This window comes from Streptomyces sp. NPDC086835 (assembly GCF_044745705.1).
Taxonomy (GTDB): Bacteria; Actinomycetota; Actinomycetes; order Streptomycetales; family Streptomycetaceae; genus Streptomyces.
The window spans coordinates 1-21,302 of the sequence record NZ_JBIVAU010000024.1 but is presented as its reverse complement, the minus strand read 5'-3'; the positions used below and the strand labels follow the sequence as shown (position 1 = coordinate 21,302).

The window sequence follows — 21,302 nt, the reverse complement described above, 5'->3', positions numbered from 1 at the left end:
GGCGTCGGCGAGAGTCATCCCCGGCTGTCAACCCGTCATTCCTTGACCGCCTGAGCTGCGACGCCTTGGATGAACGCCCGCTGGAAGATGAGGAAGACGATGAGGGTGGGGAGGGTCATCATGGCGGCGAAAGCCATGATGTCGCCCCATTGCAGGGGGGGCAGTGTCTGGAACACGGCCATTCCGACTGGTAGGGGCCGTACGTTCTCGCTGCGCGTGACCATGACGGGCCATAGGAGTTGGCCCCATGTCATCAGGAAGCTCAGGATCGCTACGGATGCATATGCGGGCTTCGACAGCGGGACGATGACGCTGAGGAAGGTGCGCAGTGGGCCGGCTCCGTCCACGAACGCGGCTTCCTCCAGCTCTCGGGGAAGCGTAAGGAAGAACGAGTAGAAGAGGTAGATGAAGAAGGGACTGGCGATGAACGGGATGATCTGGGCCTGGTAGGTGTCCAGCCACCCGAGCTCCGTCACCATCAGCAGCAGTGGGATGGCCAGCGCCTCGAACGGGATGATGATGAGAGCGACGACGGCGGCGAGCACGATGTTCCTGGCTGTCCAACGCAGCCGGGCAAGCGCATAGCCGAACATGCTGTTGACGACGAGGCCCAGGCCTACGGTGATGCCGCACACGACCAGGGAGTTGAAGAGCAACTGCCCGAAGGCGGATCGCTCCCAGGCACTGATGAAGTTGTCCACGCTGACCTGGGTCGGTATCAGCGCCTGCCAGCTCCCGCCCTCGGCGAGTACGTCGGCGTTGGGCTTGAGCGCGCCTGCGAACATGAAGGCCAGCGGCACGAGCATGACCACGGCGACAAGACCACAGATTGTGTAGTGCAGGGTTCGGTTGTGGGTGCTGGACCGGTTTCGTGTCACTCGGCGCTTCCCGGTGGGTGAGCGACGATCCGTGGAGAGATTCATCGGACGGCACGCTCCTCACGGCCGAGCCGGCGCTGGACGAACGTGACGGCAAGGACGAACAAGAAGAAGACAACGGCGATTGCTGCTGCCTGGCCGATCATGCGGCGGTTGTAACCGGTTTGCAGCAGCTCGAGCATCATCGTTCGCGTGGAATCCAGCGGGCCGCCCGGGAATTGGGGCATCAGGTAGACCTGGTCGAAGAGCCGGAAGGCGAAGATCGCCGTCACATTGATCACGAAGATCATGGTGTTGCGCAGCCCCGGGAGAGTCACATGGCGGAACTGCTGCCATGGGCCGGCGCCGTCCATGCGAGCGGCTTCGTACAGTGAGGCGGGAATCGCCTGGAGCCCGGCAAGGAATATCACCATCTGGAAGCCGACCCCTTGCCAGATTGACGTTACGACTATCGCCGGCATTGCCCACGAGGTACTGGAGAGCCATCCGGGCTGGAAATTCCCGAAAGTCACTGTGCCGAGGAATCCGTTGACCAGCCCGGACTCGGGCAGGAGCAGTAGCTTCCATACGACGGCAGCGACTGCCATGACCGTGACGGTGGGAAGAAAGTAGACGGTGCGGAAGAACAGCCGGCCCGGGAGTTGCCTGTTGACGAGAACCGCGAGCCCCAGTGCGGCTGCTGTCTGTACCGGAACGACGATCGCCGCGAACAGAGCGTTGTTAGAAAATGCTCTCCAGAACTGAGGATCGGCAAATATCCTCCGATAGTTCTCCAGGCCCGTGAATTCGACCGGAAGCGGGGAGGACAGCCGCTGGTTACTGAAGGACAGCACGACGGCTGAGGCGAACGGAAAGACGAGAAAGAGGGCGAGCAAGGCTACTGCAGGAGCGGAAAACAGGAGCGGCGTCACCCGCGCCCGGCCGCGTGCCCGGGAGGCCGGGCGCCGTCGCGATCGGGGTGGGCTGGCCGGCCTCTTCAGAGAAGAGGCGGCCGGAAGAGGACGAGACATGGAGGTTACCTCGGACCGTGCGAGTTGAGCGGTGGTGCGGCCACCTAGGGCAAACGCCCGCGCCGCGAATGGGGACTACTTGACGGGGTATCCGCCGTTGTCCTCGATGTCCTGGTCAATGGTGCGGGCAGCCTTCTCCAGGGCCTCCTGGACGTCCTTGCCCTGGCTGATGTCGTCCACGGCCTGGGCGAACGCCTGAGTGATGGCCGGGTATGCCGGGGTCTGGGGCCGGGGAACCGCTACGTCAGGTGCCTTGTTGAGGCTGTCGGTGATGAGGCTCATCGGTCCGCCGGGAGCATAGAGATCGGTTTCGCCGAGAGCCGTGGCCGTCGCCGGAGGCGCGCCCACCGCCTCATACATCGTCAGCAGGCTCTTCTTGGTGAGCAAGTACTCCAGGAAGGCGGCGGCGGCGTCGGGCTCTTCGGCCTTGCGGGTGATGCCGAACTGCCAGGAGCCCATACCATTCTTGGAGCCGGTGCCGAAGTTAGGCAGTGGGATGACAGCAAGGTCATCACCGGCGGCCTTCTTGTAGCCGTTCTTGTAGGCCCACATACCGTTCCAGGCGATCGGGCTCTTTTTCTTCAGGAACGGATTGTCGTCCTGGGCTTCGGTGTCCACGTACTTGTTGTCGAACCAGGACTGAAAGACCGTCATTGCCTTGACTACGGAGGGTTTGTCCAGGGTCCCGGAGGCACTCTGGTAGTCGTCGCGGGCAATGAGATCGCCGTCGGCCGACTGGACGATTGGGCTGAAGGCATAGCTGAACCATTCGCCCTGACGTCCGTACCACATGTGCATGTCGAGGGGCCGGTCATAGCCGGCCTTCTTCAGTTTGGCCAGGATCTCGGTGAACTCCTGACTGGTCCAGGCGTCGTCGACACCGGCAGGTATGCGGGCACCCACTTCTTTGAGTGCTGACTTGTATGCATACAGGACGAGGCCAGAGTCGAAGGCGCCGACGCCGTAGAGCTTGCTGTTGTACGTTCCCTGTTCGATGATCGAAGGCAGCAGATCCTTGCGCGTTGAGGCCTTGAGGCAGCTCTCCAGCGGGATCAGATCACCGTTCCACGCATAGTTGTAGAGATTGGGTCCGTCGAGGTCGAGTAGGTCAGGGAGTTTGTCCGACGCGGACGCAGCCTTGACCGAGTCGTTGTAAGTGCCCTCCGGAACGCTCTGAACGTCGACAGTCACCTTGTCCTGACTCTTGTTGAATTCTTCGACGACGCTCAGAAACGCCTTCTTTTCGGCACCGCCGCCGTGGTAGAAGGTGCTGAGGGTCCGCTTGCCATCGATCTTCCCGTCGCAGGCCCGATCGCTGGAGTCGGCGCCCTGGCTTTGGCAGGCGGCTGTGGTGAGAACGAGCAAGGCGCAGGGCGCGGCTAGGATGGTCTTGCGCATGTGTTCATCCGTTCCGTGTCAGTGAATGTGGGTGGATGGGCCATTGCAGTGTGGGGAGCGAGCGGCAGCCCGCCGCCTCCGCACAACTCTCATATGCTCGTGCGACGACGTGGGCGAGCCATGCGCGCTGGGGCATGCGGGAGGCCGCTGAAGATCAGCTCGATGGCCACCGCTCGGCGCGGCAGTCCCAAGAGGCTTGAGCCAGGCGGCGATGCCCTGTTCGTCGAATGAGACGATGGAGACCTGCCCACGGGCGGACCGGCCGGTCTCGGTAGGAGCTTGACGGGTGCCGACGAGGGTTTGTCCGTGGCACGAACGAAGGCACAGGCCTGGTGGCCAGTTCGCAGCATGGGCTGCCCGGTAGCCACCCTCGGCGCCCGATCCACAGTCGACGACGCCTGCTGGGAACTGGGCCGGCTTCCCGGACCGCCTCCTGGCATTCGAGCATGCGCTCAATGCCGGCGAACACGCCCTCGAGGGGCTCCGGGATGGCCTCGTGGCCACTGAGGCCCCCACGCCGACGGAGCTGTCCGCCGCGAGGAGGGCATCTGCGGCGGGGCGCCCGGCCTGGATTGCGGACGGGACGTAGAGCCCGAGGCCCCCAGGCAGCCCCACACAGCAGGTCCACACACCGCGGTCGTTGGTGAGACGCCTGCTCGTGAGGCTCCAGGAGCCATGGATCACCCGATGTCCCGCCACTGCCTCACCTCCGTGCTAAATCGAATTAGCAAGACTGTGAGGGCCGACGTCACATGTGTCAACACTCCATGTCCATTTCGTTACACGACTTGCCGGTGAGGCGGCCCTGCAGAGCTCGGCCGCCTCGGGTTCAGGTGCGTCGCACCGGTCGATCACCGCGCCAGCAGTCGGCCGCTGCGCCAGGCCGACTGCTGAATCGGACCCCAGAAAGCCAGCGCACACGTTGCCGCCGGTCCATCGCTACCGCGCCGGAGAGCCGCGCAGGAAGCGGGGCAGCACGATCGGGCCGCGGCTGCCTCTCACCATCAAGCTCCGTGTCGAAAAGTGTCGTCTTCATCCGTGACAGACCTGAGTTGACGACGGCGACGGCCTGGGCGGACGTTGCGATCGTGTCCAGGCCGGTGGCCTGCGAAGAGGTGGACCAAGCTGCTCCGGCAGTGAGCAAAGAACTTGTTGAGCATCCCGAAACCTCCATAAAGATGCAGAGAACCGCTAGTTGCTGCTACATCCATGTGCTGCATACCCTCGGCCCCCTGGGCGAATGACCGGCGCGCCCGGGCGCGTCAGGGACGGGAGAAAAATGCGGCGGTCGTTGAAGAGAGGATGCCCCTGTCAGGAGATCCGCGCGTCCGCCATCTGGCATATAAAGAAGCTTGAATGGACGAGGACATGCCATTGCCAGGCTCTGGCATGAATTGCCTTGCATGCCACCCTGCGGGATGCCGCGGCAGTGCGAATGCGTGCCTCCTATCCCGCACGGAGAGGGGCACACTTTCCATTGTCGCCGTCGGTGGCGCCTACCTGTATGACGGCGTACACGCGAGTCTGGCCTGTCTCGGCGACCATCCCGAAGCGCTCTGTCAGGTGCCGAACAATGCCTAGGCCTCGTCCGTGTTCATCTGGAGAATCGGGATACTCCTCGGCAGGTTCAAGTGGCTGGATGTTGTAGTCGATGAGTTCAATTCGTAGATGCGGTCCGACGAGGCTCATACCCAGAATCATGTCGGACCCTCCATGCTGAACAGCGTTGGTGGCAAGTTCGTCAATGACGAGCACTACAGAATAGGATTCATCGAGCTTCCAATTCATGAGAGTTCTTCTCGTGAACCCTCGCACGGTGGCTACGTAACAGCCTTCTGCTGGCAGGGCAAGCACGGCCCGGCGGGTTATGGGAATGTGTGCTTTCTCGACGCCCACTGCACTGGGCGGAGCGCTGCCATCTCCCCCCTGGGCTGGGTTCGTTCCTCCCGATCCACTGTCAGTCTTGTCCAACACTGACGTCACCTCCAAAGGCTGATGTGGTCCTCGCTTCCAGCAATGTAGGGATCAAGACCGCCAGAGGGCGGCGGCTAGCGGAGTAGGACGTCGATCTCCTCCCGGGTGGGGGCGTAGGTTCCGCTCCGTGCGCACGCGGCTGCCGCTGCCGCTACGCATCGCCGCAGCATTTCCTGGAGGGCGGTGAAAGCGGTGGGTATGCGTATATGCGTGCGCGCCTCTCCGCCCAGGAGGATGTCTAGAAGGCATGCCTGAAATGCCTCTCCCGCACCAGTGGGGTCAACTACTGCTGCCTCAGGGGCCTTCACGTGCACTTCGTGTTCAGTTGTTACGGCGGAAGCGCCTTCAGCCCCATGGGTCACGATCACCAGCTGGGGCCCCAGATCGAGAAGCCCTCGCGCCGACGCGAGAGGCTGTTCCTCAGGGAACAGCCATTGCAGATCCTCGTCACTTGCCTTCACCACGTCGGCCAGCAGAGCCAGACGCGCCGCGGCGTCACGATAAGCATTCCGGCTCGGCAGGGCCGCAGGACGGACATTGAGGTCCACTGACACGGCCGTGCCGGGCCGCGTGCTCATGCGCCAGCAGGCTTCGAGGACTCGTGTGGCGCCGGGATCGAGTACGCCGGCCAAAGAACCGGTGTGCAGCAGGTCTATGTCCTGATCGAGCGGAAGCTCCAGGGGGTCCCATGCCGGCATGATCTGGCACTGGGCACCACCGATCCGGTTGGGTGCATAGGTGAGGGCAACCATGGTCCGGGCACAGTCGCTCTTGGCACGTATGACGTCCAACTCTGAGGCAGCAAGGTGCTTCTGGAGCACCTCTCCCGCAGGGTCATCACCCCAGCACGTAACGAGTGTGACGGGTCGGCCGAGCCTGGCGAGGGCGCGCGCCACATTGACAGGGCTGCCGCCTGACTTGGCTTCGACGCGGCCCGAATCGACTGTCCAGACCAGATCGACCAGCGTCTCGCCGAGGATTGCTGCTCTCACCGATGACCTCCGGTTGGTGGGAAGCGGAACCTGTTAGTTGTTCTGTGGAAAATGCGGTGGCCTCTAGAGGTTTGGATGCCGTTAGAGCAGGAATGGATGCCACACACGTGCCACCGTTGCGTTCCTTCTCGGGCTGAAGTGGCGTTCGCTAAGGATGCCGGCGAGAGTCGTAGCCGGTTGTATGCGTCTGCCGGCAGTCGGGAAGTGACCCTTCCCTGACGAGGATGCAGCGTCCGTCAAGGTTCAGTATCCGCCATATGGTTACTGTCTTGCAGGAATGTGGCCCTGGATCCGGTGGTCTTGATTCCGCTGGATCGTGGCAATCGCTACTTGGAGGCCTAGCCGTCCCATGGTCCGCCGTCTGCGGGGCGGGGCGACTGCGCTTGGAACCCAGTGACGTGAGGCAGGATCCTCAGCTGTTCCAATCCGTCCTGCGAGGACATGCATTTTTGGGCTGATGGCAAAGGCGTTCCCCACGTATGCGCCTCACATCCTGGTCATGCGACGCAGTCGGAGTGATGGGCTGATAGGTGGCTTGCGGGCAGATGGATCCGCGTGACAGCACGTCCAGTTCATGCTGTGTCTTCTGGTTCCCGAGTAGGGGCGGCCCCGGGCGGGCGGAACTTGGCTGGGAGAACACCTGCCGATGGCCAATGTGGCTCTCCTGCCGCTCAGTTGCGGCACCCCCGCTGTGACATGTTCACCGGGGTGGGTGGATGTCTCCGTTCTCCGAGCTCCTGCCAGCATCGGTGGGAGGTTTACCGATCCACTCTGCAAGTATCTTCAAACCGCCCAGTGACCAGGTGCCGCCATCCGGCAGCGCAGTCCCTGATCCGTCAGACGACGTGGACAGAGAGACCGCGGAGATGCGGTGCCTCGGTACCGTCATGGCGATCCTCGCGGCTAACTGGACGCTGACTTGGCTCCCAGTGACGTGTCGCGCCGGTGTTCCCTTCGCGCGAGTGCAGCAGCGAGTTCAACACGGGAGGTGAGTTCGAGCTTCTTGAGGATGTTGGAGACATGAATGTGTACAGTGCCCCGGGTCACAAACAGTGCATTGGCGATAGCCGGGTTGGACAAGCCTTGCCCAATCTTGTCAGCGACCTTGCACTCGGCGGGGGTCAGTGAGTCCCACCCCCGTTTCGACCGTCGTTGCGATGTCAGTCGGGTCAGCCCGACATCGTTCAGTCTGCGCCGAGCTTGGGCCGTGCATCCCGCTGCGTTGAGATCGGTGTACAGCTCGAGCGCCTGGGCTATCTGGGCGCGGGCCTCCGTGAAACGTCCCGCCTCGGTCAGCACAACCGCTGTGTCCTCGTAGCAGCGCGCACGGGCCAGTGGCCGGGGAGCGACCCGGTAGTAGGCGGCAGCGGATTGGAGGATGTGTGGATCGGCATTGAGGAGTCCGCGGCAGTGAGCCGCCGTGGCACTGTAGAAGAGCGGGTAAGCCAACGGGTCGATCCGCTCCAGTCTGGATGTGACCTGCTCTGCGAGGGCTCGCTCGTTCAGATGCACGGCAGCCCTCACGAGATCGACTGCCTGGTGGACAAGCCCTTGGCCCACGTACGGCCCGAACCCGTTGCGCCACCCGTCCGCCATGCGGGCGAAAGCCTGGGCGAACCGGTGCCGAGCCTGGTCCACGGTACTGTGCGCCCAGGGAGGGATGTCCTCGAGGTAGGTAGCCACTGAAGCTGTGCCTGGAGGGACAGCGGCAAGGTCCAGCCGTCCCTCTGCTTGTGGCAACTTCCCACGGTGAGTAAGGATCAGAGCTGCCAAGCTGTGCAGAATGGGGTGCATCCCGAGGTTGTCTTGGACCTGCAGTCCCTCTTCGATCTCGGTCATTGCCGTGTCCCACTCGCCGGCAAGGTAGAGGAATCTCGCGCGGGCGGCGTGACACGCGGTGAGGTGAGTCTCGGCATTCTGGGCGAGGTGTTGTGCTGTAGCGAGGGCGCGTCTTGCGTCCGAGGTCTTGTCCAGTGTCGTGAGACAACTGCTCCGGATAAGGTGCAGCCGGCACAGGTCGCCCGGATCCGTGGTTGGTCCTGTGATGCGCATGATGCCTTCGTTGGCTGCATACAGCGCTCCTTCAGCCTGCCCCTGCACGTACCGTGCCACCGACAGAGCGGTGTGGGCATGCATCTGCGCTTCCGGGCCCGCACCGCGCTGAGTGAGCACGGTGGCTGCAGCATCTGCGGCTTGGTCGGTCTCCCCGAGGCAAGTCAGTGACGCGATTTGGAGGCCTTGCAGATAGCAGTCTGCCTCAGGGATTGCGCTCTCTTCCATGATGCTCTGCACTCGGGCAAGCGCCTGGTCGGGACGCCCCGTACTCAGATCGGCCTTGACGAGAAGCGAAAGTAGCTGACGCCTCAGGTGGGGGTCCTTAAGGCGGCAGAGAAGTTTGGGTGCTTGGTCGAGCACGTGGTCGATGGCTCCGGCGGAGAACTGGCTGGCCGTCATCAGCACTCGAAGTTGGTCGGTTTGGTTATCGCTCAGGGGAAGTGCGGTTGGTGTGTGCAGCACATGTCTGATCAGGGAAACGGCCATGTCAGGTTCTCGGGATGCCAGTGCTTCTGCGTTGCGCACCACCCATTGCGTCGCAGTGTCCTGCCAAGCTTGTCGGGCCCGTAGCAGCTGTTCTCCGACGCGTTCCAGGGCAGCGCCATGACGGGAGAGGGCCATCGCGGCGCTCAGGTGTGCCTGGGGGGGAGTGGCGATTTCTCGGTAGATGGCTTCCTTGGTCTGGCGGTGTCGGAAAGCCAATCGCTCGAGGTGTTCGACGAGGATGTTTTGATCCAGCGCTTCCTGCAGCGGCATGGCCAGTTCGATCACCGGTTGTCCCGTTGCCGCGGCCAAGTCGTTCACGGAGAAGCTGTAGCTGAAGAGGGCAGCGGTGCGCAGCATCGCAGAGCAGTGTCGTGAAGTGTCCTGGCGGCCTTGGAGGTCGTTGACAGGAACCTGCGCCGGCAGGGTAGTTGCGTCGTCCCCGAAGTGATGCAGGTTCATGCTGAGCTCCTCGCTGGGCGTATACACTTGCGCCGAACCCGCGGCTGGATGGCCGTGACGAGAGCACGTGGGCTCCAGTCAATGGGCCGCGCGCTGGGGCTGTAGTGATGGCGTGTCATTGTTCTAGCGGCGGGCCGTCGGCCTCGCGCTGCTGCCGGCGTTGTAGATCGACTGAAGCTGTTGTGTGGCACCCCCGGCTCTTCCTGACCAGCGGTGTCTTTGTTCGCACTGAACGCGTGATTTTCTCGGGCAGGCGGTTTGAATACAGTGGCCATCAGGTCTGCCTTGTCTGGCCGTTGAGACGCTGGGCGGGGACGGTGGGGTCCGGAACATAGTCCCGGGGGGGCAGGATCTCGGGTGTCGGCCCGAGGGCTTTGCCCTCCCCAAGGAGTAGTCCAGGCGCCGTGTCGTCCCGTGCCCACGCCCCGGGCGGTGCGCTGCGCAACGCCGTTCCTCGGCGGATCACGAAGGCGGCCAGTTCGACCCTGGAAGTCAGCCCGAGTTTCGAGAAAATACTGGATACATGGGTCTGGATTGTGCGCCGGGAAACAAAGAGGCGGGCAGCCACTTCGGGATTGGACAACCCTTGGGCGACCAGTTCTGCCACAGTCAGTTCGGTCTCAGTGAGGCTCTGCCAGCCGTTGGAAGGCCGTCCACGGCGGCCGCGATAGCCGTTTCGCACGCCCAGCTCTCGCAGCCGCGACGTTGCTCTCACGGCGTCCCATGACGCTCCCATGGCGTCGTAAATGTCCAGCGCTCGGTAGAGGGTCCTGCGCGCTTCTTCCAAACGGCCAGCACGAGCCAGAACTGCTGCCATGTCTTCGTGGTAGGAGGCACGGAACGGAAGCCAGGGCAACTGGGCGTAGAAGTGGCTGGCTTCGGCCATCATTGCCACATCGTTGGTGAGCAGACCACGGCAGTGCGTTGCGATAGCAAGCACCTCGGCTGATGGGAACTTGGTCGCGGTGGCTGCCAGGTCGTCAGCCAGTTCCTGGGCGAGGCGGGTGTGGCCGAAGCTGTTTGCCAGACACACGAGCCGGGGAGCGAGCAGTCGAACTGGGCCGCCGAAGGGGGATCGGGTCTCGGCAAGAAACCTGTTGACTGCGCGCTCCGGCGCCCCGTCGGCGACATCGACAAGGCAGCGGGACCACAAGGTCAAGAAGGCATAGCAGGGAGAGATGTGGCTACGGGGCGTGATACGAGCCAGATGAGATTTGGCGACGGTCAAGGCACCACGGCGGACATGGATGACAGCGGCCAGACTTCGCAGGGCTGCCGACGTCCATATGTCGTCAGGGCAGTCCTTGGAGAGCCCGCTTTCAGTAAGCGTTAGCGCTTCCTCCCACCGCCCCTGGGCGAAGAGGGTGAGCGCCCCTGCCAACTCCGACAGCGGCAGCTCGGTGACGCAGAATTGACCAACCATACGTCGACCGTCCTCGATAGCCCTCTCCGCTTGAGTGATCTCACCATGTTGCAGCAGACAGTAGGCCTTGAGTACATGGAGCCGGAGCACGACATCAGCGGCGTCCTCTTGCGTCGACGCGGTCAAAAGTGCGCCCTGGACCAGTTTGAGCGCGTCTGCGGTCTGCCAGCGCTCATAGCGGACCGCGGCCAGTGCATACCAGGCGTCAGCTGGGGTGTGGACGCGGAGCCGCTGTGCAGTGTCAATCGTTTCACAGGCCATTCTTTCCGCACGCTCGAGGTCGATGCTGAGCATGGCCACTGAAGCAAGCGCCTTGAAGCGGACGATCTCCTCAGGACATACCTGTCCACAGTGCGTGGCCGCTTCGGCTTCACGAAGGGCAATTTCGGGCCTGCCAGTCAGGTGCCATGCGTACGCAAGCACCCAGCGGAAAGCCCCTTCAAGTGGGCTGTTGCAGATACTCGCCAGCGCTTCTCGGGCCTGTTCCCGAGCCGGCACGAGAACGGCCGACCGCAACTGTGCCTGCGCCAGGTACAGCCGGAGAGGTTCCTGCCCGGGATCATTGCTGCGGATACACCCCAAGGTGCTCTGCAGCACCTTCGCGGCCATTCTGGGTGACTGCTGCATCAAGCTAGGACTGTGGTCCATCAGCCAGGTGATCACTTTGGGATGCGCCGTGGGAGGCGCCAGCGCCAGGTGGTGGGCGACTCGCTGCGGATGTGCGGCTGTCTCGGCGAGGGCCACGGCGATGTCGAGATGCAAGGCAGGTCGCAGGGCAGGCGGAAGGCTGCGGTAGCACGCTCTCGCCAGAAGCGGATGTCTGAAGGCAGGACGTGAACCGTCCGTCAGGATCTTCAGTGCGCTGGCTCGGTGGACGAGTGCTGCGACTTCATGCTGTGGGCGGCCGCTGACCGCGGCAAGTTCCCCCGTAGCCACGGCTGTCGGATCGATTGCAGCGGCAAGACGCAACAGCTGCAGCAGGGATGCGGGCAGCCAGCTCACACAGCGCATTAGTTCTTCGTCGAGTGAGCGGGGAAGCGCTTCGGTTGCCAGTTCTGCTTTTCCGTCTCTGAGGGTCACCGAATTCTCGCGGATTAGCGCGTTGAGGAGCTTGGTGATGAACAGCGGATTGCCGGCGGCATCGGCGGCTGCCCGGAGGACACTGGTTCCGGGGACCAAGCCCAGCCGCTCGGCGGCCATATCCCGGACCACGTCTTCGGCGAGGGGGGACATCGGCAGCACATCCGCCTCGTGGCACAGAATCTGCAGCAGATGTCCTGCTTCGTGGTCTGAGCCTGTGTCCCGGTAGGCCAGCACCAGCAGGAGAGGCAGACGTGACACCGATCCCGCGAGGGCCTGCAGGAACCGCAGACTGTCTGTGTCTGCCCAGTGAGCATCATCGAGAACGAGAGCCACCGGACCTTTGGCACACAAATCCACGATCCGATGCCGAGCTTCGTCCCGGCTCACCGGCGTGAAGTCCTCAGCAGCTGGCGCCCCCGCAGCCCGATCACCCCGCCCGGCCAGGATCCGCCGGGCAGCTCCTAGCGGTCGATCGTGCTCCGGCTCTCGTGCACGCGCCATGAGTACTCGCATACCTCTGGCATGCGCCTCGCCAGCAGCTACACGCAGCAGGGCCGTTTTCCCGATACCCGCTTCGCCTTCGACAACGACGACATTGCCCACTCCCGAGGCGGCCTCGACGGCTCTGCGTGATATGCGCTCAAGTTCCTTCGACCTGCCCAGGAAGGATGTGGTCATTATGCTCATTCCCACTACGCTGTGAGGACCAAAATCGAGAGAGCTCCTCCGACGGCAATCGCCAGTGAGGTGCGAAGGGACCCGCCTGCGATCGCAGTAACCGGCCGTTCAAGAGTTCCGAAGGCAAAAACTGCAGGGGATGCCGCGCAAATTCACGGTATCCCCAACCGGAAGGTCGAATCCTGCTGCACCACTTCAGCAGCAGGGATCAGCTGTGCCTTAAATCACTTGCCCGCTGCCCAGACTCCACGAACAGTTCGCATGCCTGGTGTTCCCGGGGGTTCCGCCGGGCTTCGCGTCCGCCTCCTGAGGACCCAGGATTGCGACCTCTCATCCCGCTGTTCGTGGAAGCGACGTATCTGGCGCTCCGTGCGGCATCCTGTAAGCATCTCCGCTCCCGACAGTCCCGCACAAATGAAGGGAGACTTTGCCCGAACAGAAAGAAAGATCAACGTGCCGAAGCTGCTCTTTCTGCCCTTGTGGGCCGCTTTCAATCCGACTGTCATCCGGATTCGCGTATCTCTTGGCACGATCCGCCCCTGTTCGTTATCGACGCAGAGCCCACCCAATGGTGGATCTCCTAAGAAGACCCCTGATGTCTTGGCAAAATGTGAGACATCAGGTGGTCAGCGCTGCCCAGTGGGTCGTGCCGCTGGTGTGGGTGCGGGCGCCGTGAGCGTCGGCAAGAGCATCGACGACAGCCAGCCCGCGGCCGTGTTCGTCGTCGGTGCAGGAGGAGGTCCAGGTGCCGTCCTGGGCGGCCGGGCCGCCGTCAGTGACTCCCACCCACACCCGGCTCCCCGTGGGTTCGCGGTGCAGATGCAGCGCCAGCGGGGGCTGGGCATGCTCGACTGCGTTGGTCACCAGCTCGGAGACCACCAGCAGCACCGCATCAGCCGTTTCCGAGCTCAGGTCCCAGGCACTCAGCACTTCCTGAGCGGTGTGCCGGGCGGCGGAGGCCGCCTCCGGCCGGTGTTCCAGCATCTCTGTCAGCTCGCCATGATCGTCGGCGGGGACACGCGGGGCTGGCACACGGGCACCGCGGTCACCGTCCAAACAAGACGGCGCCGGCCGGCCCGCCGCACTGTCAGTGCGATCGGTGGAGCTGTCGTAAGCGGCGACGTACATAACGATCACTTCCGGGGGAGGTTCGCCTAATCCGTCTGAAGGGAAGAGCCGTACGCGGTCGCCGGATGCATGTGCCTGTCCGGCAGTCGAACCTGGCCTTCCGTGATCAGGATCCAACGCTCCCAGGGGCAATATATCCGCCATATGGATGCTTTCTCGCAGGATGGTGGCCCATACGGCCAGCGAGGCGAGGTAGAGGTGACTTACACATGCAGCGCCAGCGGGGGCTGGGCGTGCTCGACTGCGCTGGCCACCAGAACCGCATCGACTGCTCTCAGGTGTCGATCAGCACTGCCCGCCAGCCACCTCCGGCGCCGCGCCGACCCCGGGATCGACCTCAGCCCGGAGAGCTGGGACGGGATGGGCACGTCGGCCGCCTTCCTGGTGGAGGCGCTGGCCGGCACCACCCGGCACGCCGCCGTAGTGACGCTCACCCGCGTGCTGTGACCGGCCGGAAGACAGTTCTTCCAGGCTGCTTGGCGTCTGGCTGCTGTCATTCCCGGATGGAAGCGCAGCCTGCGCGAACTCGGACAACTTCTTCGTCGCCGTATTCGGTGACGACCTCGGAATCCACCACATTGGCACGAAGTCAGGCTTCGCACCCAAGTTGAACCTCGCAGGGAGATCACCGCGGTACGCGCCACCCTGACGAACCAAGGCACGTTCCCCGCCGCGGCCGTCGAACATGCCCTCGACTTACCGTTTGCTGTCGCACGGCGTAACTCCCTCGACAGCGGACCGACTTGGCGTTGAACCGCTCCGGGTCTGATGGAGGCTCGGTTCCCTGAGAGGATCGAGTCATGGCACGTCCGTTCCCCTATCCGGCTGAGCTTCGTGAGCGTGCGGTGCGCATGGTTGCGGAGATCCGTCTGAACTATCCGACCGAGTGGGCCGCGATGAAGGCGGTCGCCGCGAAGTTGGGCATCCTTAGATTCAACCAGCAGTGTTGCTCTGACCGGTTGAATCTAAGTCGGCTTTCTTCGCGGCCGAGCTCGACCGGCCGTCGAAGCGCTCGTAGCCTTCATCGACGCGCACCGCCAGGTGTTCGGAGTCGAGCCGATCTGACGAGTCCTGACCAGTCACGGACTGAAGATCGCAACCAGCACCTACTACGCCGCCAAGAACCGCGCGCCCAGCGCCCTGGCGGTCGCGACGCGGAGCCGAAGACGCAGATCGTCCGCGTCCACACGGATAACTTCGGCGTCTACGGGGTCCGGAAGTTTGGCGGCAGTTGCACCGCGAAGGCATACCGATGGCCCGGTGCACCGTCGTCCGGCTGATGCGCGGCCTGGGTCTGGAGGGCGCCCGACGCGGAAAGAAGATCCGCACCACAAGCCGGGACGACGCCAAGGAGCGGGCTGATGACCTGCTGCAACGCGACTTCACCGCGTCCGGTCCGAACGAGCGATGGGTCGCGGACTTCACCTACGTCGCCACCTGGTCAGGGGTCGTCTACGTCGCATTCGTCGTGGACGTGTTCTCCCGAGCAATCGTCGGCTGGTCCGCCGCCACCAGCAAGCGGGCCAAGCTCGTCCTCTACGCCCTCGACATGGCCTTGTGGCGCCGCGACCGGTCCGGAACTCCCGTTGAACCGGGGTTGGTTCATCATTCGGATGCGGGCAGTCAAAACCCGTCTTTCGCGTTCACCGCGCACCTCCTCGAGGCCGGCATCGACGCCTCGATCGGCACCGTCGGTGACGCCCTGAACAACACGCTCATGGAGTCCCAGATCGGCCTCTACAAAACGGAGCTGATCAAACCCCGCAGGCCCTGACACGGCCTCGCCGACGTCGAACTCGGCACCGCAGAATGGGTCGACTGGTTCAACCACCAGCGCCTCCATAGCGCGATCGGGGACATCCCACCCCACGAGTACGAGACCAACCACTACGCTCAACACCAGCCCCGACCGGCGCCTGGAGTCAACGCATAGAGCCTCCACCGATCCCGGAGCGGTTCACCGTGTCCACCCGCAGCCGCTGGAGGACGCTGCTCACCGCACGGCACGTGCGCAACGCGCGCTGAGAATGCAGTCGGCGGCCGTTTCCAGTGGAAACAGCCGCCGTTCCTACGAGCTCGCAGGTATCTGGATGCGACGCGATCAGGCGGGATTCAGCGGGGTGAGGCCCGTTCCCGCGTACAGCTCGGGCTCAAGTGACAAAACCGTGAGCGGCTCACCCGCCTTGACTGCCTGCCACGCGATCGCTGCCGCGTGAGCCACCGGCCAGTCCACGTTTCTCCAGTCCATCGCGTCCACGGCGTGCGCCGTGCTGAAGGGGACGCTCTCCGCGAAGCGCAGCGACGCGGCGTGCTTGCCCGCTCCTGCAACCTGACGCTCGGCAGCGAGAACGGACAGCGACGGAACGAGGACGCGACCGGTGCCGCGGGAGGCTTCGATGTACAGGCCGGTGAAGAACGGGTCCGCCTGATAGAGGGCGGTCAAAGCGGTGTGGTCCAGGACGGCCGTCAGATTCATTCGGCGGCGCTGCCCTGATGGGCGCGGATCTTCGCCCAGGCGTCTTGGCCGGCCTGCTCGACCTGCTCGGTGTACTCGATGCCGAGCTCGGAAGCGGCCTCGAGGGCGCGCTGCTCCCGCTCGGCAGCCGTGAGCTCGCGGATAGCGAGCTCCTCCAACAGCTCCGTGATAGTGGTGCCGCGCTCGTCGGCCAGGGTGCGCAGCCGGTCGCGCACGGCCTCGCTGGTCTTGATGCTCGTCGGCTTACTCATGCCGACGATTCTACCGCTGGTAGAACACACCGGTCCGCCCCTGGTCCCGCTTGTGAGACTGAGCGCTTCACCTGGCCCGCAGGGTAGCGGTGGGGTCTCTCACCTGCGGGAGCTTCGCGGAAGTGGTACCGAATGCTGCTTGCTACGGCTCTGCAGGATGCATGGAGGCTTCCGCTTATACGGCTGCTGTCGAGTCGGCGCCGGTATGGTCGCACAGCCGCACCCTGGATGACCTTGTTACCCCGTACGCCGTCGATCCGGAGGCGGCTGCTCGTTTGGATACGGGCTCCGGATGGGGGCGGCGATGGACCGCATTGTGGCAGGCGTCTGAGGCTGAGGTGATCTGCCCAGTCCGGGATCTGGCGGGCTCCCGCGCTGGCTTCGGCGCCGGTACGTCTGTTCGCCTGGCGGGCTCGGCAGAGGCACCGCCGGGGTTGCGATACCTCCTGGTCACGGGCCGGATGCATGGGTTCGACCTGGCCGAGGGTCGTCTGCTGCTGACCTTGAATTTCACTGGCGGGGTTGACGAGGCGCTTTCCCAGCCTTTCAGACTGCGGTTTGCCACCGCCGACGGCGCTGAGGATCACACGCCGGATTTCCTGGTGCTGCTGCACGGACTCGTCACGTTTTCCGCTCCTTCCTCGGTTTCGGAGCACCGCAAGCCCAGCACCAGTCCAGTACGGCCATGTCCGGGTGGCAGGGCCTGATCTCGCTGTACCAGGCGTGCCCCCCGCTTTTTGTGTTGGGGCAGACACCAATCGCTACAGGCTTCGCTATCGATTCTTGGTTCATCGGGACTCCTTCGTGGATACCCTCAGGTTCACCCGGGGGAGGAAACGAAGCTCCTGCGGAGCAGGGCAGGGCGGAACGGCGTTGTCAGTGGCGGTCTGGAGGTTGATCACATGCATCTGCGGTAGTTCTTCCGGATCGAGCCGACGCCGGGTCAGCGCATCGCGCTGGCCCGTACGTTCGACTGTGCCCGGGTGGTCTACAACGATGCGCTCGCCGTCCGGAAGGCGGGGTACGCGGCGGACAGGTCCCGCATCCCCACGGGGGAGCTGGCCCGCCGCGTGATCACCGAGGCGAAGGAGACGCCCGATCGGGCATGGCTCGGCACGGTGGCCGTGGACGCCTTGCAGTCCTCTCTCCGTGATCTCGATATGGCGTACACGAACTTCTTCGCGTCGGTATCGGGGAAGCGGCGCGGGCGCCAGGTCGGGCTGCCGGTGTTCAAGTCGAAGCGAGATACCCGGAAGTCGGTCCGGTTCTCGAAGAACGGGTTCCGGCTTCGCGAGAACGGTCGGCTGAACCTGGCGAGGGTCGGTGACGTGCGGGTCTGTTGGTCCCGGCCGCTGCCGTCCGCGCCGTCGTCGGTGACCGTGATCAAGGACTCGGCCGGCCGGTACTTCGCCTCGTTCGTCGTGGAGGTCGAACCCTGCGAGCTTCCGCCGGCCGAGTCCGAGGTCGGCATCGCTCTCGGTCTGACCACCTATGCCGTCCTCTCCAACGGGACCCGCTTCCTGCGCCGCGCCGAGCGGAAGCCGAGGAAGGCGCAGCAGGCGCTGAGCCGGAAGGCGAAGGGGTCGAAGAACCGGGACAAGGCCCGGGTCCGTGTCGCGCGGGCGCACGCCCGGGTGGCTGATGTGCGCCGGGACTGGTGCCACCGGACGGTTTCGAGGCTGGTCCGCGACAGCCAAGCGGTCTACCTCGAAGACCTGGCGGTCTGCGGCCTCGCGCGTACTCGCATGGCGAAGTCCGTCCACGATGCCGCATGGGGCATGTTCCGCCGGCTCCTGGAGGAGAAGGCTGCCCTGTACTGCCGGCACATGGGTGTCGTGTCGCGGTGGCTGCCGTCGTCGCAGACCTGCCGTGTGTGCTGGGTCGTGGACGGGAAGAAGCCGCTGCAGGTGTGCACCTAGCGATGCGATGCATGCGGTACTGAGCATGATCGTGACCTCAATGCGTCGCGTGTCATCCTCGCCGCCGGGCAGGCGGAGAGGCTAAACGCCCCTGGAGGGCCGGAGACCAGGAGCGGAAATCCCGCGCCAGGCACCGCCCGTCGAACGGGGAATCCACCCCGAAGCCCCAACCGGTGACCACCGGCAGGCAGACGAGAATCTCCAACCTTTAGGGAGGAGAGGATGTCAACGTCCTCCTCCCGATCGCGCTATGGCCAGTTCTTCCGATCCTTCCCGACCTACCCAGATGGAAGTCGCGCAATTCTTGCGGCAGGGCGGGAGCCGGAACAGCACACTGATTCCGTTCTCATCCGCGATCAGGCCATATGCGGTGGTCAGTTCCCGCCTCAGTCAAAGGCCGTAACGGTACATACCCCAGCTCCGGTTTCACGGCCCCCATCCTCGGCATGCAACGGTCAGGCTCTCCTGGCCCAAGGGAGGTGCAGGTGTACGCGGCCCGGAGCGTACCGGCAGGCGTTCGAGTCTCGGTCATCGTGCGAAAACCTCCTCACAGTCGGAATTGGGTGGCTTCCCTTCCAATGAGACTGCGCCTGCGGTGCGCGACTATGCATCCGCCATGTGGCGGTCATTGCGTCCAATTTTCCGGGAGATCGCTGGCGCTGGGGGCCCTGGCTGCTACGTCTGAAGGGCTCGGCGGAGATTGAGGTTTTCTCAACGAAGTTCATTTCCAGGCTTGGTTGAGGACGAGGGCGGCGCGGGTGATGTCGCCGATGCGGCAGGGACTGAGACGCCATCCGCTTTCCGAACGTGTTGCGTTGGTCCGGGGTGGGTGGGCGTTGGTGGCGGGAGAGATGAGCGTGGTTCGCTCGTCTGGCTCGTGGAGGTGGCTGGTGCCGTCGGTGCTCGGTCTGCTGGAGGCCCGGGAGAAGAGGGTCCGGGAAGAGATCGCGCGGTTGCGGGAGGAGGCCGAGCGGGTGCAGGCCGCGCTGGGTGAGGCGGAAGGAGCCCTTCAGCGGCTGGTGGATGCCCGGGCGACGGTGGCCGAGGTGCTGGCCGAGCCGTCTTCGGCAGTCGCGGAGCCGGTGCGGGGCGCGATGGCGGGTTCGCCGGTGCCGCACCGGATCGAAGGCATGGCGGCGTCGGTACTCGCGCCGGACTATCAGCGGATCGTGTCGGTGCTGGAGTCGGAGGCGGGCCGGGAGGGGATGCGCTGCCAGCAGCTGGCCGTGGCCCTGGGGCTTCAGGTGGTCCCGGCGAAGGTCGAAGGGCTGCGGTCGAAAGCGAAACGCCTGGTGGAGCGGGGTGGGCCCTCCAGGTGCGGCCGGGGGTGTTCACCGCGCTCGCGGTGCCGGCCGGCTGAAAGCACCGGGGCGGCGTCCGGCCAGGCGGCTGCTCATGAGCATGGTCATCGACCACAGCACCATGGCTTCGGGCATGGCGGGCAGGGTCTCGTAGTCGCGCGCCAGACGACGTGAGCGCATCAGCCAGCTCAGCGTTCTTTCCACCACTCACCTGCGGGGCAGCACCACGAACCCGGTGGTGTCGTCGCTGCGTTTGACGATGTCGAGGGTGAGCTGGAGTTTCTCGGCTGCCCAGTCGACCATGCGCCCGGCATAGCCGCCGTCCGCCCACACCAGGCGGATGGAGAAGTACATCTTTCGCAGCCGCTCGAGCAGGGGAACGGCGGCGTCGCGGTCCTGCACGCTCGCAGCGGTCACAGCCACGGCCAGGACCAGGCCGAGGCAGTCCACCACCAGGTGCCGCTTGCGGCCGCCCACCTTCTTCCCGCCGTCCCAGCCGGAGGTGGAGCGCGGGATGTTCGCCGCTGCCCGCACCGACCGCGAGTCCACGATGGCAGCCGTCGGATCCACCGTGCGGCCTTCCTTCTCGCGGACCTTGTCGCGCAGCTCCGCGAGCAGACCCGTGACCTGCCAGCGGCGGGCGAAAGCATGCACCCGCCGATACGGCGGGAAGTCCGCGGGCAGGTTGGCCCACTTGACGCCGTTGTCGGCCACATAGCGGACCGCGTCGATCATCTGCCGGTGGCAGAAGCCCTCCGGCCGCCCGCCCCGCCCCTCCAGCCAGGCTGGAACAAGCTCACTGTTCGAGCAGGCCAGCTCCGTGATCGATAAGCGGATGGCGTCTGAGGTCAAGAGTGCAGACACGTGCGCACCACGGAGGTCAGAACAGTCCTGAGAAGCCATTCCCTACCGGCTGGATCCGGCGGCACCACCGGAGTTACCAGTGGGCAGCGATGAAGGCGGTTGAGACGAAGCGGCGTCGGCGCGTGACTGGACGGCGACGGGTGAACCATTCATCGCTTCCTTGGGCGACGCAAAAAATCGGCGAAGGAGGCACCATCGCTCCACAGTGAAACAACTATGCAAAAGATCGCTAGGGAAATTATGAGCAGGGCGAGAAGGATTTGCCCCATCCTGGAACTCCCTCGGACAAGAGCCAGTAGAAGTGCTTTCCGGAAGATGGACGCTACAGGGCGAAAAGGGCGACTTCATCGGCCGATGGGTATATTTACTTTTCCCTGCCTTGCCCATCTGGTTGAGAAAACTTCGTGATCTACCTACGGCGAGCCGTTGCTGATATGTGCCCGTGCCCCGGCACCGCAGTCCTGCCCGAACACCACAGCAGCTGGCCCGAAAGATCGTGCACCTGCGCTGGAAGAAGCATCTGCGTCCGGTTTTGATCGCCGGACGGCGGTGGCTGGCGCTACATCGGACGCGTCCAAGGCCGAGGGAACCGGGCCGCGACACCAGCAGCCCCGCAACAAGTACCGAGGACCACTGCTGGGCACCGCGTTCGTCTACACCGTGAGCCTTTTCAGCGGTGCCTGTCGAGGGTGAGGACTGCTTTGGCTGCTGACGTGAGCCAGGTGGGGCTGCAGCGTGCGTGTTGGAAGATGTGCCAGGTCTTCAGGGAGGCGACGCCGTGTTCGACGGGATGGCGGAGCCGGGCGGGGGCTCTGTTCAGCGACGTTTCGCTGTCAGTGAGCTTGTTCAGTGTGGCCACTGATTGGGTGATGGCGGGGGTGGTGTAACGGGCGAGGCCCTCGGGGTGTTGAGCGGGATGTCTGACGT

At 64.3% G+C, this 21,302-nt stretch carries 15 protein-coding genes and 3 pseudogenes; 6 read left to right on the top strand and 12 right to left on the bottom strand.

Features of this window, described 5'->3' with window-relative positions; genetic code table 11:
• Positions 1-35: 35 nt before the first annotated feature.
• From ACIPJI_RS36095 to ACIPJI_RS36060, 8 genes are all read right to left on the bottom strand, one after another.
• Entirely contained in the window at positions 36-806 is a 771-nt protein-coding gene (locus ACIPJI_RS36095; protein ID WP_402251196.1) for a carbohydrate ABC transporter permease, read from the bottom strand.
• A gap of 113 nt (positions 807-919) precedes the next feature.
• Positions 920-1,789, bottom strand: a complete 870-nt coding sequence (locus ACIPJI_RS36090) for a carbohydrate ABC transporter permease (protein WP_402251178.1) — start codon at positions 1,787-1,789, stop codon at positions 920-922.
• Positions 1,790-1,963: 174 nt separating this feature from the next.
• Complete coding sequence (locus ACIPJI_RS36085) at positions 1,964-3,286, bottom strand: extracellular solute-binding protein (RefSeq protein ID WP_402251176.1); 1,323 nt, start codon at positions 3,284-3,286, stop codon at positions 1,964-1,966.
• 1,446 nt (positions 3,287-4,732) lie between these two features.
• The gene (locus tag ACIPJI_RS36080) at positions 4,733-5,140 is read right to left on the bottom strand and encodes an ATP-binding protein (protein WP_402251194.1); all 408 of its coding nucleotides are present in this window, start codon (positions 5,138-5,140) and stop codon (positions 4,733-4,735) included.
• Positions 5,141-5,334: 194 nt separating this feature from the next.
• Complete coding sequence (locus ACIPJI_RS36075) at positions 5,335-6,252, bottom strand: PfkB family carbohydrate kinase (RefSeq protein ID WP_402251174.1); 918 nt, start codon at positions 6,250-6,252, stop codon at positions 5,335-5,337.
• A 903-nt stretch (positions 6,253-7,155) separates the two neighbouring features.
• Positions 7,156-9,252, bottom strand: a complete 2,097-nt coding sequence (locus ACIPJI_RS36070; protein ID WP_402251172.1) for a LuxR C-terminal-related transcriptional regulator — start codon at positions 9,250-9,252, stop codon at positions 7,156-7,158.
• Positions 9,253-9,526: 274 nt separating this feature from the next.
• The gene (locus ACIPJI_RS36065) at positions 9,527-12,436 is read right to left on the bottom strand and encodes an AAA family ATPase (protein ID WP_402251170.1); all 2,910 of its coding nucleotides are present in this window, start codon (positions 12,434-12,436) and stop codon (positions 9,527-9,529) included.
• Between the two features lie 618 nt (positions 12,437-13,054).
• Positions 13,055-13,468, bottom strand: a complete 414-nt coding sequence (locus ACIPJI_RS36060; protein WP_402251169.1) for an ATP-binding protein — start codon at positions 13,466-13,468, stop codon at positions 13,055-13,057.
• Between the two features lie 294 nt (positions 13,469-13,762).
• Between ACIPJI_RS36060 and ACIPJI_RS36055 the strand changes: the two genes are divergently transcribed.
• Entirely contained in the window at positions 13,763-14,011 is a 249-nt protein-coding gene (locus ACIPJI_RS36055; RefSeq protein WP_402251167.1) for a hypothetical protein, read from the top strand.
• A gap of 353 nt (positions 14,012-14,364) precedes the next feature.
• A pseudogene (locus ACIPJI_RS36050) lies at positions 14,365-15,497 on the top strand (IS3 family transposase).
• Positions 15,498-15,665: 168 nt separating this feature from the next.
• Here ACIPJI_RS36050 and ACIPJI_RS36045 read toward each other — a convergent pair.
• Both ACIPJI_RS36045 and ACIPJI_RS36040 read right to left on the bottom strand, forming a co-directional pair.
• Positions 15,666-16,040 carry a PIN domain-containing protein gene (locus ACIPJI_RS36045; protein WP_402251165.1) on the bottom strand — a complete coding sequence of 125 codons (375 nt, stop codon included), beginning with the start codon at positions 16,038-16,040 and terminating at the stop codon, positions 15,666-15,668.
• Complete coding sequence (locus ACIPJI_RS36040) at positions 16,037-16,291, bottom strand: hypothetical protein (RefSeq protein ID WP_402251163.1); 255 nt, start codon at positions 16,289-16,291, stop codon at positions 16,037-16,039. The genes ACIPJI_RS36045 and ACIPJI_RS36040 overlap by 4 nt, the downstream gene beginning before the upstream one ends.
• Before the next feature lie 161 nt (positions 16,292-16,452).
• Between ACIPJI_RS36040 and ACIPJI_RS36035 the strand changes: the two genes are divergently transcribed.
• The 3 genes from ACIPJI_RS36035 to ACIPJI_RS36025 all read left to right on the top strand — a co-directional run bounded on the left by ACIPJI_RS36035 (position 16,453) and on the right by ACIPJI_RS36025 (position 19,685).
• Positions 16,453-16,998: a hypothetical protein gene (locus ACIPJI_RS36035; protein WP_402251161.1), complete on the top strand. Its 546-nt coding sequence runs from the start codon at positions 16,453-16,455 to the stop codon at positions 16,996-16,998.
• 219 nt (positions 16,999-17,217) lie between these two features.
• A complete protein-coding gene (locus ACIPJI_RS36030) occupies positions 17,218-18,210 on the top strand; it encodes an RNA-guided endonuclease InsQ/TnpB family protein (protein WP_402251192.1) in 993 nt (330 codons plus the stop codon).
• Between the two features lie 890 nt (positions 18,211-19,100).
• Complete coding sequence (locus ACIPJI_RS36025) at positions 19,101-19,685, top strand: hypothetical protein (RefSeq protein ID WP_402251159.1); 585 nt, start codon at positions 19,101-19,103, stop codon at positions 19,683-19,685.
• A 33-nt stretch (positions 19,686-19,718) separates the two neighbouring features.
• On the opposite strand, the gene ACIPJI_RS36020 is transcribed toward ACIPJI_RS36025, so the two are convergent.
• A complete protein-coding gene (locus ACIPJI_RS36020) occupies positions 19,719-20,414 on the bottom strand; it encodes an IS5 family transposase (protein WP_402251157.1) in 696 nt (231 codons plus the stop codon).
• A 500-nt stretch (positions 20,415-20,914) separates the two neighbouring features.
• Here ACIPJI_RS36020 and ACIPJI_RS36015 point away from each other — a divergent pair.
• Positions 20,915-21,038 (top strand): annotated as a pseudogene (locus ACIPJI_RS36015) (IS481 family transposase); the annotation flags it as partial.
• A gap of 7 nt (positions 21,039-21,045) precedes the next feature.
• On the opposite strand, the pseudogene ACIPJI_RS36010 reads toward ACIPJI_RS36015, so the two are convergent.
• Positions 21,046-21,302, bottom strand: a pseudogene (locus ACIPJI_RS36010) (hypothetical protein); the annotation flags it as partial.

What these genes read in the sequence shown, in the direction of transcription:
- ACIPJI_RS36095 (WP_402251196.1), bottom strand. Translation starts at nt 806, where the DNA reads ATGCTCGTGCCGCTGGCCTTCATGTTCGCAGGCGCGCTCAAGCCCAAC.
- ACIPJI_RS36085 (WP_402251176.1), bottom strand. Translation starts at nt 3,286, where the DNA reads ATGCGCAAGACCATCCTAGCCGCGCCCTGCGCCTTGCTCGTTCTCACC.
- ACIPJI_RS36070 (WP_402251172.1), bottom strand. Translation starts at nt 9,252, where the DNA reads ATGAACCTGCATCACTTCGGGGACGACGCAACTACCCTGCCGGCGCAG.
- ACIPJI_RS36065 (WP_402251170.1), bottom strand. Translation starts at nt 12,436, where the DNA reads ATGACCACATCCTTCCTGGGCAGGTCGAAGGAACTTGAGCGCATATCA.
- ACIPJI_RS36045 (WP_402251165.1), bottom strand. Translation starts at nt 16,040, where the DNA reads ATGAATCTGACGGCCGTCCTGGACCACACCGCTTTGACCGCCCTCTAT.
- ACIPJI_RS36040 (WP_402251163.1), bottom strand. Translation starts at nt 16,291, where the DNA reads ATGAGTAAGCCGACGAGCATCAAGACCAGCGAGGCCGTGCGCGACCGG.
- ACIPJI_RS36035 (WP_402251161.1), top strand. Translation starts at nt 16,453, where the DNA reads ATGGAGGCTTCCGCTTATACGGCTGCTGTCGAGTCGGCGCCGGTATGG.
- ACIPJI_RS36020 (WP_402251157.1), bottom strand. Translation starts at nt 20,414, where the DNA reads ATGGCTTCTCAGGACTGTTCTGACCTCCGTGGTGCGCACGTGTCTGCA.